Source organism: Lacinutrix sp. WUR7, from assembly GCF_016864015.1.
Lineage (GTDB): Bacteria > Bacteroidota > Bacteroidia > Flavobacteriales > Flavobacteriaceae > Oceanihabitans.
The window spans coordinates 2,876,035-2,891,741 of the sequence record NZ_CP045067.1 but is presented as its reverse complement, the minus strand read 5'-3'; the positions used below and the strand labels follow the sequence as shown (position 1 = coordinate 2,891,741).

General features: G+C 32.2%; 13 protein-coding genes. 3 read left to right on the top strand and 10 right to left on the bottom strand.

The window, feature by feature from the left end:
* Positions 1–51 precede the first annotated feature (51 nt).
* Both FG167_RS12655 and FG167_RS12650 read right to left on the bottom strand, forming a co-directional pair.
* Positions 52–399, bottom strand: a complete 348-nt coding sequence (locus FG167_RS12655) for a VOC family protein (RefSeq protein WP_203458604.1) — start codon at positions 397–399, stop codon at positions 52–54.
* A gap of 142 nt (positions 400–541) precedes the next feature.
* Positions 542–1,162, bottom strand: coding sequence for an L-threonylcarbamoyladenylate synthase (locus tag FG167_RS12650; protein ID WP_203458603.1), 621 nt, complete (start codon positions 1,160–1,162; stop codon positions 542–544).
* Between the two features lie 143 nt (positions 1,163–1,305).
* On the opposite strand from FG167_RS12650, the gene FG167_RS12645 reads away from it, so the two are divergent.
* Positions 1,306–2,082, top strand: coding sequence for an alpha/beta hydrolase (locus FG167_RS12645; RefSeq protein ID WP_239004389.1), 777 nt, complete (start codon positions 1,306–1,308; stop codon positions 2,080–2,082).
* Between the two features lie 13 nt (positions 2,083–2,095).
* On the opposite strand, the gene FG167_RS12640 is transcribed toward FG167_RS12645, so the two are convergent.
* Entirely contained in the window at positions 2,096–4,456 is a 2,361-nt protein-coding gene (locus FG167_RS12640; protein ID WP_203458601.1) for an ATP-dependent helicase, read from the bottom strand.
* A gap of 588 nt (positions 4,457–5,044) precedes the next feature.
* On the opposite strand from FG167_RS12640, the gene FG167_RS12635 reads away from it, so the two are divergent.
* Positions 5,045–6,607 carry an FMN-binding glutamate synthase family protein gene (locus tag FG167_RS12635; protein WP_203458600.1) on the top strand — a complete coding sequence of 521 codons (1,563 nt, stop codon included), beginning with the start codon at positions 5,045–5,047 and terminating at the stop codon, positions 6,605–6,607.
* On the opposite strand, the gene FG167_RS12630 is transcribed toward FG167_RS12635, so the two are convergent.
* The 7 genes from FG167_RS12630 to FG167_RS12600 all read right to left on the bottom strand — a co-directional run bounded on the left by FG167_RS12630 (position 6,600) and on the right by FG167_RS12600 (position 14,866).
* Positions 6,600–7,340 (bottom strand): LytTR family DNA-binding domain-containing protein, encoded by a 741-nt coding sequence (locus FG167_RS12630; protein WP_203458599.1) that lies wholly within the window; start codon positions 7,338–7,340, stop codon positions 6,600–6,602. The genes FG167_RS12635 and FG167_RS12630 overlap by 8 nt on opposite strands.
* On the bottom strand, positions 7,340–10,288 hold the full coding sequence (locus FG167_RS12625) for a histidine kinase (protein ID WP_203458598.1): 2,949 nt from the start codon (positions 10,286–10,288) through the stop codon (positions 7,340–7,342). Before FG167_RS12625 ends, FG167_RS12630 begins: the two co-directional genes overlap by 1 nt.
* Before the next feature lie 135 nt (positions 10,289–10,423).
* Positions 10,424–10,870, bottom strand: coding sequence for a hypothetical protein (locus FG167_RS12620; protein ID WP_203458597.1), 447 nt, complete (start codon positions 10,868–10,870; stop codon positions 10,424–10,426).
* 117 nt (positions 10,871–10,987) lie between these two features.
* Positions 10,988–11,401 (bottom strand): hypothetical protein, encoded by a 414-nt coding sequence (locus tag FG167_RS12615; RefSeq protein ID WP_203458596.1) that lies wholly within the window; start codon positions 11,399–11,401, stop codon positions 10,988–10,990.
* A 111-nt stretch (positions 11,402–11,512) separates the two neighbouring features.
* A complete protein-coding gene (locus FG167_RS12610; protein ID WP_203458595.1) occupies positions 11,513–12,196 on the bottom strand; it encodes a putative metal-binding motif-containing protein in 684 nt (227 codons plus the stop codon).
* A 4-nt stretch (positions 12,197–12,200) separates the two neighbouring features.
* Complete coding sequence (locus FG167_RS12605; RefSeq protein ID WP_203458594.1) at positions 12,201–13,001, bottom strand: prolipoprotein diacylglyceryl transferase; 801 nt, start codon at positions 12,999–13,001, stop codon at positions 12,201–12,203.
* An 8-nt stretch (positions 13,002–13,009) separates the two neighbouring features.
* Positions 13,010–14,866 carry a T9SS type A sorting domain-containing protein gene (locus FG167_RS12600; RefSeq protein WP_203458593.1) on the bottom strand — a complete coding sequence of 619 codons (1,857 nt, stop codon included), beginning with the start codon at positions 14,864–14,866 and terminating at the stop codon, positions 13,010–13,012.
* 316 nt (positions 14,867–15,182) lie between these two features.
* On the opposite strand from FG167_RS12600, the gene FG167_RS12595 reads away from it, so the two are divergent.
* Positions 15,183–15,701, top strand: a complete 519-nt coding sequence (locus FG167_RS12595; RefSeq protein ID WP_203458592.1) for a hypothetical protein — start codon at positions 15,183–15,185, stop codon at positions 15,699–15,701.
* The last annotated feature ends 6 nt before the right edge of the window (positions 15,702–15,707 follow it).

Below are 15,707 nucleotides of genomic sequence, written 5' to 3'. Positions count from 1 at the left end.
ATCTTGTTATTCTGAACTAGACTCAGAATCTAAATTTCACAGGAATAAGAATTAATCATAACACCAAATAGCAAGTTCGTTACCAGAAGGGTCTAAAAATTGAAATCGTTTTCCGCCAGGAAAAGAAAAAGTATCCACGCTAATTTTTGCATTAGCAGCAATCACTTGTTGTTTTATTTTATCTAAGTTTTCATGGTATAAAACCACCAGAGCACCATTGGTAATTGCTGCTTCTGTTTTTTCAAAACCACCTGCAATTCCACTATCTTCAAAAGATGTATACGTTGGTCCGTAATCAGTGAAAGTCCAACCAAATACCTTCGTGTAAAATGCTTTGGTTGCTTCTAAATCAGTTGCTTTAAATTCTATGTAATTGATGTGGTTGTTGATGGGTTTCATGTTTTGTTACCGTTTAAAGTTTCGCAAATCACTGTGCTTCTCGATACAATTTTCTCCTACGTCGCAAATCACTGCGCTTCTCGATACAATTTTCTCCTACGTCGCAAATCACTCGAAGTGACATGTAATAAAAGATTTCTATTTAAAAAATATCTAAACTTCCTTTTCCTTCTCTTACAATTATTGGATCTCCTTCCGAGAAATCGATAACTGTAGACGCCTCATTATCTCCATAACCTCCATCAATCACTAAATCTACTAGACTACCCCATTTCTCTAAAATAAGTTCAGGATCTGTAGTATATTCCAATATAGCATCGTCATCACGAATAGAAGTAGAAACAATTGGGTTACCAAGTTCTTTTACAATTTCTAGTGCGATATTGTTATTTGGAACACGAATACCTACCGTTTTTTTCTTTTTAAAAACGACCGGTAAACTTTTTGCTCCGGGAAGAATAAAGGTATACGGACCAGGAAGCGCACGTTTCAATATTTTAAAGGTCGAAGAATCTATTTGCTTTACGTAATCGCTTAAATTACTTAAATCATGGCAAATAAAAGAGAAGTTTGCTTTTTCAAGCTTCACTCCTTTTATTCTTGCAATACGTTCTAAAGCTTTGGTATTTGTGATATCACAACCTAAACCATAAACGGTATCTGTAGGATAGATAATTAATCCTCCTTTTTTTAACACGTCCACTACCTTCCTAATCATCTTACTATTAGGATTTTCCTCATAAATTTTAATAAACTCAGCCATAATAACTATCTTTAAAAAACGTTTACAAAGTAGTTAATTAATTTATTATGCGAAATATCTTCAGGCATTTATTATTGTACCTTTTTCTAATTGGTCTATTTTCATGTGATAATACTAATAATAGTACGGATAGCAAGGATGAAATGCTTCTAAATCCCTTAGAGTCTTATGAAGAGTTGCACATATCTTATGGCGCAGATAGTGATCAAATTTTCGACTTATATCTTCCTGCAAACCGAACAGAAGACACTAAAATCATGATACTAGTTCATGGTGGCGGCTGGATTTCTGGGGATAAAACAGATATGAATGATTTTAAGATTTATATGAAACAAAACTTGCCAAATATAGCAATTGTAAACATGAATTATAGGTTGGCAGATAATACTACACAAGCGTATCCGATGCAAATAAATGACATTACAACGGTTGTAAATCACCTGAAAAACAAGCAAAACGAATATGTTATTTCCGACGACCTAGGTTTTCTTGGTGTGAGTGCTGGTGCACATCTATCGATGCTTTGGAGCTATGCTTTTGATATAAATAACCAAACAAAAATGCTTTGCAGTATTGTTGGTCCTACCAATTTTACAGATCCTGCATACCTAGACAGTACAGATCCTAACTTACAAGCGATATTGAATACATTTGGCGTAGATACAACCACTGCGTATTTAGAAGAGGTAAGTCCGTATCACCAAGTAACCGCAAGTGCGCCTCCAACTATTTTATTTTATGGTGGAGAAGATCCTTTAATACCAACTTCACAAGGAACAGCAATGCGTGATAAATTGGAAGACCTTGGTGTTATTCATGATTTCACCTTATACCAAGAAGAAGGTCATGCTTGGGATGACTTAAACTTACTAGATACCACGATTAAGCTACACACTTTTATTGAAGCGCATTTAGACTGAAGACTGAACAGACTTATCCTACCACCTGCAACTTAGCAAAACGAAGCAATAGTTTCTTAACGCCACCAGTTAGAAACTTAATTTCTGCTTTCATATCGCCACCAACACCTTCAATTTTTAAAACTTCTCCTTTACCAAAACGCATATGTTTTACAACGCTACCAACTCTTAATTCACCATCAAACAAGTTTGTGTTTGTATTTGTGTTTGTATTTTCGCTAGTACTTGCAGTAGTTTTTGCAACAGGTTTTAAATGCTTTGGCGCTGTTATTTTAAAGTTTTCTGGTTCTTTTTTAGCGGCTCCTTTTTTCTTAAAAGTAAGTTCTTTCGGTTTTTTAAATCTAATTTTACTAGGAGGTGTATCTCCAAAAATATCCGAATCTAACATTGGGTTAAATCGTCTTTCTTCTTTTGGAGTAGTATTTTCTACAAATCCCTCATCTATTTCATCAATAAAACGACTAGGTTCTGAATCTACTAATTTTCCCCATCTGTAACGAGACAAAGCATAGGTTAAGTAGGCTTGTTTTTCGGCTCTAGTAAGTGCCACATAAAACAAACGACGCTCCTCCTCTAGTTCGCTACGGGTATTCATACTCATAGCACTAGGGAATAAATCTTCTTCTAAACCAACTATAAATACATTATTAAACTCTAATCCTTTTGCTAAGTGAATGGTCATTAATGCTACGTGATCTGCGTCGCCTTTATCAGCATCTAAATCTGTAGCAAGGGCTACATCTTCTAAAAATTCAGCCAAAGAGTCTCCAGCATCTGCTAGTTCCATTTGTCCTTCCACAAAATCTTTAATACCATTTAAAAGTTCTTGTACGTTATCTAAACGCACAATACCTTCTGGTGTACCGTCTTTATTAAATTCGCGTATTAATCCGCTACTTTTAGTAACATGTTCTGCTAAATCAAATGCATTTGCCGTTTGATTCATTACTTGGTAACTTTCAATTAAAGTCACAAAATCACGCAACTTATTTTTCGTTCCGTTATTGATATTAATTTCTACTTTATCTAGGTTTTGTAAAACTTCAAACATGGTTTTACCATAACCATTGGCAGCAACTACAAGTCGGTCTATAGTGGTTTGTCCAATTCCCCTTGCAGGATAATTAATAACACGTTTTAGTGCTTCCTCATCTGCAGGATTAAGTATTAAACGTAAATACGCCGTTACATCTTTAATTTCTTTACGCTGGTAAAAGGACAGTCCGCCATAAATACGATACGGAATATCGCGTTTACGTAAGGCATCTTCAATAGAACGAGATTGCGCATTGGTACGATATAAAACGGCAAAATCACTGTTGTGTAATTGCTTATTCATTTTTTCGTCCCAAATAGTTCCTGCAACAAAACGTCCTTCATCACCATCGGTTAAGGAACGATTTACTTTTACCTTTTCTCCTTCGTCATTTGCGGTCCAAACTACTTTATCAATTTTGGTTTTATTATGTTCAATAACCGAATTGGCAGCACCAACTATGTTTTTTGTAGAGCGATAATTTTGTTCTAGTCTAAAAAGTTTCACATCATCGTAATCCTTCTGGAAATTCAAGATATTATTAATATTTGCACCACGGAAGGCGTAAATACTTTGCGCATCATCTCCTACCACACATATATTTTGAAAACGATCTGCTAATGCACGAACAATAAGGTATTGACTATGGTTTGTATCTTGGTACTCATCTACTAAGATATATCTAAACTTATCTTGATATTGTGCTAAAACATTAGGAAAACGCGTTAACAACTCATTGGTACGCAGTAACAAATCATCAAAATCCATACAACCCGCTTTAAAACAACGATCTACATATTCTTTGTAAATCTCTCCCATTTTTGGTCGTCGTGTCATGACATCGGCTTCCATTAATTCTGGGTTCTTAAAGTATGCTTTAACGGTGATTAAATTATTTTTATAGGAAGATATTCTACTAAAAACCTGTTTGGTTTTATAGATATCTTTTTCTAGGCCCATTTCTTTTATAATAGAACCCAAAAGACGCTGTGAATCTTGCGCGTCATAAATGGTGAAATTACTTGGAAATCCTAAATGGTGTCCTTCAAAACGAAGGATTTTAGCAAATACAGAGTGAAACGTTCCCATCCATAAATTCTTGGCTTCATTACCAACAATAGTGGAAATACGTTCTTTCATTTCTTTAGCAGCCTTATTGGTAAAGGTTAGTGCTAATATGTTAAACGAGTCTACACCTTGACTCATTAAATATGCAATTCTATAGGTAAGCACACGTGTTTTACCGGAACCTGCTCCTGCAATGACAATCATAGGACCATCTTTTTGAATAGTTGGTGCTAATTGTGCTTCGTTTAACTGACTTAAATACTTCTCCAAATCTCTTTCCTTTTATAAAACGTGAAAATAACCAATCCCTGTGTTTTTATGCTTCAGAATTATTAATAATTATAAACAATTACAGTATTGCTTCCTTTTTTTTATTTTTGAATATCTTAACCAATGACCATCGTTTATTAATTCTTGCTCAAAATTTGAATCTGGAATAGAAGTGTATTGTGCATTTGCGCAAAAGAATATAAACAGACATATTGTTAAAATAAGTAGTTTTCTTTTCATTGGGTATAGTAATAAAATGTTAGGTATTGCTTAATAGCGATCAACTTTATCATGCAAATTATCACATTCCCATTGATAAAGCATTAGAGCCGCATCAATTTACGTAGGGGTACGTAGTACGTAAAACCAATATTAAATACTGATAATCAACACGTTATTAGAAGTGATTGTTTTTCAGTCTTTACATTGAAATTATCTTCCAAACAATTTCACTTTACCTTTTTAATAGATTTAAAAAAGCATCCAGTGAAAGTATTAACTTTTAATTTTAAACTTTAAAATGGTTTTTTTACTTTTTATAAAGTACATCCCCTTTTAATTTATATTTTTGAACAAAAAACATTCAAAATGGAAACTCTTTTCAATTTTTTAAGTGCTATATCTTGGTGGATGTGGATAATCATAGGTTTAGTATTAGTAGCTATTCGAGATGTCTTTGTTCAAAAATCACACACGATTAGCCATAACTTTCCTATTGTTGGTCATGTTCGTTATCTGTTTGAAAGCATCGGACCAGAAATTCGTCAATATTTTGTTGCTAACAACAGAGAAGAGCTACCATTCAATCGCATTGAACGTGGTTGGATTTACGCTTCTGCAAAACACGAAAATAACTACGAAGGTTTTGGTACCGATAGAGATATTTATGCACACCAACATATTTTTATCAATAATGCGATGATGCCTTATGAAATTGGTCCAAACCATCCAAATACTATAGATCATTGCTTTTTACCTTGTGCAAAAATAATGGGTGAATTTAACCAACGTAAAAAACCATTTAGACCAGCTTCGGTAATTAATGTTTCTGCTATGAGTTTTGGTTCTCTTTCAGCTAAAGCTGTGGAATCTATGAATAAAGGTATTAAAATTGCTGGTGCTTATCATAATACAGGTGAAGGAGGTTTATCTCCACACCACAGTCATGGTGGAGATGTTGTTTTTCATTTTGGAACAGGATATTTTGGTGTTCGCGCGGCAGATGGCGGTTTTTCTATGGAAAAGTTAATAAAACTAGTAGAGGACAATCCTTTTATTCGTGCTATTGAAGTAAAACTTTCACAAGGAGCAAAACCAGGAAAAGGAGGTGTTTTACCAGGAGCTAAAATAACTCCAGAAATAGCTAAAATTAGAGGAGTTGAAGTTGGTAAAGATGTACTATCTCCGCCAAATCACAAGGCATTTAGTAATGTTCCTGAAATGTTAGATTTTATTGAGCAAATTGCAGAAGCAACAGGATTACCCGTTGGTATTAAAGCGGCAATAGGGAAATTAGAGCAATGGGAAGAACTAGCAGATATTATGAAAGCTACAGGAAAAGGTCCTGATTTCATTACTGTTGATGGTGGTGAAGGCGGTACAGGAGCAGCTCCTCCAAGTTTTGCAGATCACGTGAGTTTACCATGGGTTTACGGTTTTGGAGATTTATATAAATTATTTCAACGTAAAGGCCTAAGCGAACGTATTGTATTTATTGGAAGTGGTAAATTAGGTTTTCCCGCTAAAGCTGCAATGGCTTTTGCAATGGGAGCAGATTGTATAAATGTTGCTCGAGAAGCTATGATGAGTATAGGTTGTATACAAGCACAAGTATGTCATACTAATAAATGTCCAAGTGGTGTTGCTACGCAAAGTAAATGGTTACAAAGCGGTATAGATCCTACTTTAAAATCGGTACGATTAGCACAATATTTTAAAACATTTAGAAAAGAGTTTATCGAAATCACACATGCTGCTGGATATGAGCATCCTTGCGAGTTTACAATGAATGATATTGAAATTAATGTAGATGATCATAACTTATCTAAAGAACTAAGTGGAACTTATGGTTACGAAAAAACTCCTGTTCCTTTTAATGGTATGAAAAGTTTACAAGATTGTATGTATTTAGGTGGAAATAAAACTAACTAAACAAACTTAAAAAGGCCTTTCTATTGGTTTTAGATATTGGTACCCGGTACGTATTATCTAAAACCACATATCCTTCATTTTCAAAATGACGCACTTTATCAAGATTTATAATGTGCGATTTATGGCATTTAAAAAATTTGGTGTTTAGTAATTTTTCAAACTTACCTAAATTGTAAGAACTTATTATTGTCGTATTATTTATTAAATGAATTTTGGTATACCCTTCATAACCTTCTAAATGCAACACCTCATCTTGTGGTATAAAAGAAACTCCTTTTTGCGTTGGTACTATTATCTTATTGTTTTTAGCTATATTTTCTTCTAATAAGGTAACTAATTTCGAATTGTTTTCACTTTCCTTTTTTAATTTCACAAGATCGATTGCTTTATGTACAGCTTCCACTAAATCGTCATTATCTATAGGTTTTAAAACATAATCTATAGCATTTTTTTTAAAAGCTTCCAAAGCATATTCGTTATAAGCCGTTACAAAAATAACTTGAAAATTGATTTTATTTAATTTAGCAAGTAACTCAAAACCACTAATTCTAGGCATTTCAATATCTAAAAATAGAATATTTGGTTCTTGTTGCTGAATAGCTTCTATGGCATCTTCTGGTTTTTGAAAAGCGCCAGTAATTTGAACATTAGGAAACAGTTTTTCCATTTTACGTTGTAACCCCTTTAAGTTTGAAACCTCATCATCTACCAATATGGCTGTTATATTACTCATCATTTAATTATCTTAATTAAAAAAACCGATTTATTGCCTTTATCCTTTTTATTTGGATGTACTTCTTCTTCTTTATAACTGATTTGCCATTTTTCGGAATAATTTAAAAAATGCAATCTATCTTTTAAAACGTTAGACGACTTAACATTTTTATTTTGTCGCTTTTTTGTGTTAACAAAACCTACGCCATCATCTATAATTTCGACTTTAAATGTTTGGGTATCTATATAAATAAAACGCAATGCTACCAACCCATTTTCCATTTTATTAAAAACGCCATGATTTACAGCATTTTCTACTATTGGCTGTAATAACATGGTTGGTATTTTTGTATTTTCCTTATCTAAACTAGGATCTACATTTATAGTGAAATTTAGTTTTTCTTTAAAACGAAGTTTTTCTATTTCTAAGTAATTGTTTAGCAAGCTTATTTCTATAGCCAAAGAAATTTCATTTTCTTTAGAAAGTTCAAAAAATTGACGAATAAGCTTGGAAAACTTTACTAAATAGGTTTCTGAAGCCTCAAAATCATTTTCACCAATATAATATTGTATTGCAGAAAGCGAGTTGAATACAAAATGTGGATTCATTTGCGAGCGTAGTGCTTTTAGCTGTAATTCGCTTAAGCGTTTATCTTCAAAAATTTTTTGATTTTTTTTAAATTGAGAACGTCTCACAAAAAATCTAGAAATTAACGCTACTAAAAAAACACCAAACAATATAACTAAACCTTTAAACCAAAATGTTTGCCACCACAATGGTTTTATAGTAAACCGTAACTGCTTATTTATATTCCCAGATTTAAAATGAAAAATATAACTATCTGGTTGTAAGTTATTAAAGTTAAAAATATTAGTATTAGTTGTTGTCCATTCTTTTTGAGAAGGCTCTAGTTTAAAATCGTACAAAAAATCTGTGTTATTTTCTGAGAAATCGATATTTGCTACTGTTATATTGACGTTGTTGTTTTCTGTATATTTAAATGTAGCGTTATCTGTAGTTATATGCTTTTTATTATACTTGGCTTTATCAATGTAGACATCTAATAATTGCGGTATGCTTTCTTTCTTTTTTGGTAAAATTGCTATGCCATTATTGGTACCTACTATTAAGTTCTCATCATCTACAAACACCGTATTTATATGATCTGTTGGTAAACCATCTTCTATTGTAAATTGTTTTTCTAATTGATAATCACTATTATTTTTTGTAAATTTTAGAACGCCAGTATTTGTTGCTAGCCATAAATTTTCGTCTTGAATAAAAGCTTCTTCAACAATTAAAAATGCAGTAGAAACCAAAGGTTTTATCTCTTTTAAATCTGAAATATACGCACCAAAACCATCCGTATTAATTATGATATTAGTGTCATCCATTTTTTTAATACTTAAAATAGATTTATTAAATGTTTTATTCTCAAATATTATAGGGTGTAAGGAATCATTTTTAATTTCCTTTAAACCATTGGTAGTTGCTATTAATAAACGGTCTTTAAAACATACAATATCATTTGCTCCTTTTTGACGAAATTCTTTTTCAATTTTCAAAGAATTTAAATTTAGTTGATTAATTCCGAAGGAAAAGTTACCATATAATTTGTCATCAAAATACAATAGTTTTCTCCCTAATTCATTTATGACATATTCTTGTTTATAGATTTCGGAAAGATCTAATAAAGAAACAACTCCATTTACTTCTTTTAAAATGGTATTTTTAAACAAGTAAAAATTGGTGTTTATTGGTTTTATTTGGCTTGCACCAAAAACATAATCTTTACTTTTAATAAATTCTTTAAAGACCTTTTCTTTTTTATGGTATTTATAAAATCCCTTTTCATATACTCCTACAATTAACTCTTTATCAATTATATTAAAGCTTTGAATTTTATCATTAAGTAATTCATATTTTACATTTTTCTTTACATAAGGCAGCTTGTAAACGCCGTTATTAAAAGTTGCGATCCAAATGGTATTCAATTTATCTATAAAACCAAAATGGCCTTGCATATTTTTAGGAAAGAAGAACGGATTAACTATTTCATATTTTTCATCTAGTTTTGCTACAAATCCGTTACCCGAAATTTGCAATCCTCCATTCACTAAATTAATTCGAAGATTTTTAACCTCATCTATACCTATAGATTTTTTTAAATGAATTGTTTTTACTTTTAAGGTATTAAAATTAAGTATCGAATAATTTTTATTTGTGGTCCAGAAAAACAAACTATCATTTAATTGTCCTCTAGCTCCAGTTTTTCCATGGATGTCTTTAGAATAAAAACTAGTTATTACATTATTTTTTTTATCGTATAATTCTATTTCTCCCTTTTCTTTAAAGGCAATATTAGCCACATTACTTTGTCTTACTTTTATTCTGTCTAAAAAAAAAGTGTTTAATGATTTAACCGACTCACCAATCCATTGATTGTCTTTTAACGTAAAGGTTCTATTTGGACCAGACGGAAAAACAGAATCACCAACTTGAGAAGAATATATGGGATTAATAATTTTGTTTTTATTGCTATTAGGAAAGGATCGAATAGAATCTTCTTTTACATACCCTAGACTTGCAGATTTAGACATATACCAAACGTTACCATCTGGAGTTGGATACGCATCCCAAACATCATTATTTGGCAATCCATCTTTTGTTGTAAATGTTATTAATTGGTTTCCATTAAACCTGGTCATTCCCTTATCGGTTAAAAACCACATAAAGCCTTTAGCATCTTGTATAATAGTATATACATGATTACTTGGTAAACCATTTTTTGTAGAATAATTGGTGTATTGTTGTGCTAAGGAAGTTGCTACCGAAAAATAGGCAAAGAAAGCTAGAGTTTTTAGTTTTGCTGTTCTTTCCTTCTGTTTAAAAAAAATAGGAAACACTGAAAATAAACGCCATATCCAAAGGGATAGCATTGTGATATGGCGTTTTTTATGTTTCAATAGTATTTACTTTTATGTTGTATTACAAATATAATGGTTTTGCAGTTGTTTTGGCCACTTAGATTTCACATCCATTAACCGTTTCAAACTTAGACTGTTTCTATTACTTTTATTTTATTGGATATTAAATTATATCTATAAAACTTCATCAATAACAACACAAAACTCGACTTCAACTACTCCATAGACAACATCCAATCGTATCTCATCTCCTACTGCTGTTCCTGCACGTTGACAAGTAACTGTTACCGCTTCTAATTCGGCACCATTTATGGAAATCCAACCCGTTCCAGTTTCATTTAGCTCTATGACATTAGTTGTAAAAAACAACGTTGGAGAACTTGTGAACGATGCTATTTCTATTCCCGGAGCACCATAAGGTCCGTTACTTGCATTCGGAAAATGTTGTGTATTTAATTCAGATTCCGCAATTAATGTTTGGTCATTATTATTGGTATCCAAATAAGAGAACCCTTGATAATTACATTGGTCCTGATTAGTTGCATCATTATTAACATCATCATCATTGTCACAAGATATGATAGTACATAACAAAAGCAACAGAAAGCATATTTTTCTCATTCGTATTGTTTTAAAGGTTTACAAAAGTATAATCCACATCTATTGTTCTCTTTATAGGTTTTACAGTATTCCCCATACTATCTACACCAACAACATTAGAAGTGGATTTGTTATTTTTTAATGGTATAAATCTATTACAACACAATACTCAGCTTCTAAACCTGACCCGGTAATATCGTATCTAAATTCTTCTCCTATGGCATTACCAGCTCTCTGACAAGTAACATTTACATTATAAATGGTACCATCAACACTTAGCTGACCTCCTCCCGTTTCTCCGTCTGTTACGACTAAAGTTACAAACCAAAAATTTCCTGGATCGCTGGATTTGTATATTTCCACTTCTGGTCCATTAGAAGATGTGTAATAAAAGTCTGTGGTTAAATCAGATTCTGCAATTAATGTTTGCGTATTGTCTGAAGCATCTAAAAAAGTAAATCCGGCAAAATTACAATCGTCTTGATTGTCTGCGTTATCATCATCATTATCACAGTTAAAGAATACTAGTGTTAAAACTAATAGACAAAGCATTTTTGAATGTTGTTTTCATAATCGTTAATTTGTTTTTATTTTAGTTAAACATTTCCCTTTTATTAAAAGAATAAAGAAATTGTTATGCCTTAATGGATTCTTTTTTTATTATTAAAAAAGCTCATCTGTTATTCCATCACAATTATCATCAATCCCATTTTCAACTTCCACAGCATACGGATGTACTTCAGGGTTAGTATCATCACAATCTAAATTATTATGTACTCCTATTGCATTTGGTGGTAATACGTTTACATCTCCATAGCCATCACCATCGGCATCGGAATAATATTCCATAATATCTACAAAACCATCACAGTTATCGTCAATATCATTACCAAGAATTTCATCTGCTTTTGGGTTTATCATAGCATTGTTATCATCACAATCGGCATTATTATACACCATCCCATTTGGTGCAGGGTCTCCAAAATTAATTTCAAAAACATTTCCAGCATCTGGATCTCCAAAGCCATCACCATCGGAATCTTTATAAAAGGTAATACCTAAAAGGTCGTTACAGTCTTCGTCAACGTTATTATCTGGAATTTCTGTTGCTCCTGGATAAACACTTGCATTGGTATCATCACAATCGTCCGGATTATCTGCATATCCAGGGGGTTGCGGAGGCGCATGCCAATTTATATCTTCACGTGTACCGTAGCCATCACCGTCATTATCTAAATACCAACTCTGACTATCTGGTCCAGGATCAGAACATCCAGCCCCTATTATAAATATTGCTACTACCAATAGCATTATTGGTAAAATTGTTTTTAAAAATTGTCTTTTCATCTTTTTATATATTAATTGTGTTTACGTTATTTTGTTTATAAAAAATATAATAGAAATATGTCGAAATAGCGATTAGGCATATTCCTATAAACTGGGAGTGTGACAATAAATTTTCAATTACAAAACCTCTATCGTCTCCTCTAAAAAGCTCTAATATTCCTCTTCCAAAAGCATATATCATTAAATAGAGAAAGAAAATCTGTCCATTAAATTGTTTGTACTTTTTAATTACTAATAACGATATCATAATTACTAGTAATAGCGTCACTTCATACAATTGTGTTGGATGTACGGAAATACCATGTGTTGTTGGAAAAACTAATCCGATACCACTATCTGTTGGCGCTCCGTAACAACATCCTGCAGCAAAACAACCTAATCGACCTATGGCATGCACGATAGTAGTCGTGATTGCAAATATATCTAGCATTGGTAAAACAGGAATGTCGTGCTTTTTTAAATACCAAATAACATAAGGGATAATCACTACAAACGATCCATAAAACACAAAACCTCCTGAAAAATTATCAGACATTAAACTTGGTTTTTGCATGTATAACAAAGGATCTTGTAAATAGTAAAACAACTTTCCACCAACAAAACCTGCAACAAAAATCCCATAGAAAAAGGAATTAGGTAAGTTACTTATTCCCAACTCTCTTTTTGCTGTCCTCTTAGTATATAGCGCTGCTATTAATGTACCTAATGCAATTAAAGTTGCATAGGTATAAACGGTAACTTCCTGCACACCAAAAAGGCTTGCCAAAAAATCGGATAAATGGAATTTGAATAGTTCGGGATACATCTATTATTTTATTGCTTAATAATTTTTTTAATGGAAACACCTTCCTTCGTTCTTACTTGTAAAAAGTACAAACCGTTAGATAGATTAGAAGTATTTAATGTGTTATCTCCTTTTTGAAGCTGTCCTTGTTTAATTACTTGCCCATTTACAGAAACGATACTATAAGCAGCTTCTGCTTCAATAGATACAGTAATCTTATTTTTTGTAGGATTCGGAAAAACAGTAAATAAATTTTCGTTAACAGCAATTTCATTTACTGAAAGTGTAGCATCTATCTCTGTAGTTGCAGTGTTGGTAATAATTGGCAAATTATAATCAAAATAAATATCTGCTTTATTTGAAATAACATCTCCTATAACAAACGTACTTTTTGGTTTTATTCTATAAAAAACCCAACCATGACTTCCCGGTTCATCTGTTGTACTATCTGCTAGATTAATACCGTTAAAAACAAAATCTACTTCATTACTATTACTAATAACGGTACTATAGTTATGGCTTGCTGCTATTGGCTGAAAAGTGCTCCAATCAAAAAAAGCATCTAAAGTATTTTCTACAGTAATATTAATTGCTGAAGCTGTTCCTGTATTCTGAAACCTAATAATTACCGCTAAATAATCATCTGCTTGCGTTTCAGAAATTAACGGCCCTTCCAGAATGGTTACATCATTAGGATCATAAGAACCAATAGTAATCTGATTAAAAGTATAGGTATTATTTGCTGGTGTAGTATCTCCAGCTATTGGAGTAATCGAAGTCGTGTACGCTAAAACATCGCCATTGTTTACTGTTGGTGGTGTAAAAACATTAAAATGAACATCTATAGTTCTTGTTTCTAATGGTATTAAGTTTACATAATTCCAACTTAAAGAACTTGCTGTTGTTGCATCTGGAGTTGTAGATGCATTTAAATACGTAACACTGGTATTATCATAACTCAAATCTACAGCTCCGCTTAAGGTAGTACTCCCTAAATTGGTATACTTTATTTGATAAGCCGTATTAAAACCTGGCCTAGCTTGTGTTGTAGGTATTATATTAACAAGTACATCGTTTGCAATGGTATTTGGTGTGATACAAAAATCTTGATTTGTAAAATCATTAACACCTGCAGTAACTACATTGGTGTAGTTTATCGGACTTGCATCATAAATCGCATGATTTGTTTGTGTTACAAAGTTTCCTGTTATGTTTTGTGTTTCTACTGTAAACGCTCCATTAACATCGGTAAATACATTATAACTGGTATTTGAGTTTGTTTCGTTTACTTGAATAGGATAATTTTCTACTGTTGCACTAGATGTAGCACAACCATCATTATTAACATCTAAAGTAACTGCACCACTAAAAGTATTAATAATAATCTCTCTAAAACCTACATTATCTACTATAAACTCTTGCTCTGGACCATATTGTCCATCAAATTCAAGATAATATGTTCCGCTAGATATAACTGTAAAATTTTGAGAATTACAAGAATCTAAATAGCCGCCTGTCTGGCAAGTACCTAATCCAACATTATGGACTGTATTACCATTAACATCCTTCAAACTAACACCATAAAATCCACCCAATGGGATATCTCCCATCATTATATCATTCTGTACATTTCGGTAATCGGTATATAATTTGTAGGTTTTATTTGCTTCCAAATAAAATGAAGGAGAATCTAATAAAAAATCTCTAGTATATATACCAGAAATATTAAAATACATTTCGCCTGCATAAGCACTAATAGTAATATCTGTTCCAGTAACACTCCAACCAGAAGTATCTGTATTAAATCCTCCATTAGGGATTAATACCGTTTGCGCTTGTGTTACACTTACAATAATCAAAGCAAGTAATAGTAGTGTTTTCTTCATAATTCTTAAATTTTAAATATTAAAAAAGCTTCGTTTTGTTCGCTTTCTATTTCTATATCAAAAAACGATGCGAAATGTTACCCCTTTTTCAACTAAAAAAAGAATCGCCAGCAAAAAAGGCTGTTTTCTCACTGACGATTTACTTTACTGGTAACTGATTAATAGCTTCTGCAAAATACTATGTAATAAAAAGACTACACTCAACCATTCAACCAAAGGATGCTTTCACATATCGAAACTACCGTTTCATTCCATGAACAGATAATTTGCGCCATTATAAAAAACGACTTATGTTTGTAATTGTATATTTGAAACTATGGAACAACAACTTTTAAACCTATTAATGTATATCATTCCTGCTTTGGTTACAGGAGCAATTGCTTTTCTATTTTTTAGAGAACATATAGAAAATGAAAACAACCGAAGAACTTTTTTAATGCATAAAGAATTGCAAAAAGAATCGTTCCCACTTCGCTTGCAAGCGTATGAACGATTAACACTTTTTTTAGAAAGAATCATTCCTGCCAAATTACTTTTAAGAGTACACCCAACTTCTTCAAGTAAAGAAGATTACGAATCTTTATTAATAGCTTCCATTGAACAAGAGCTAGAGCATAATTTAGCCCAACAAATATACGTTTCCGAGGAATGTTGGATTGTTGTTAACGCTTCAAAAAACGCTACTATTCAGTTAATACGAAAAGCTGCTTTATTAGAAAAAACAGATTCAGCTAACAAACTTCGCGAAGTTATTTTAACCGAAATGATAGAAGGACACCCACCAAGTAACGCTGGGTTATCTTACATTAAAGACGAAGTAAGTAAAATGTTTTAAGTGCTG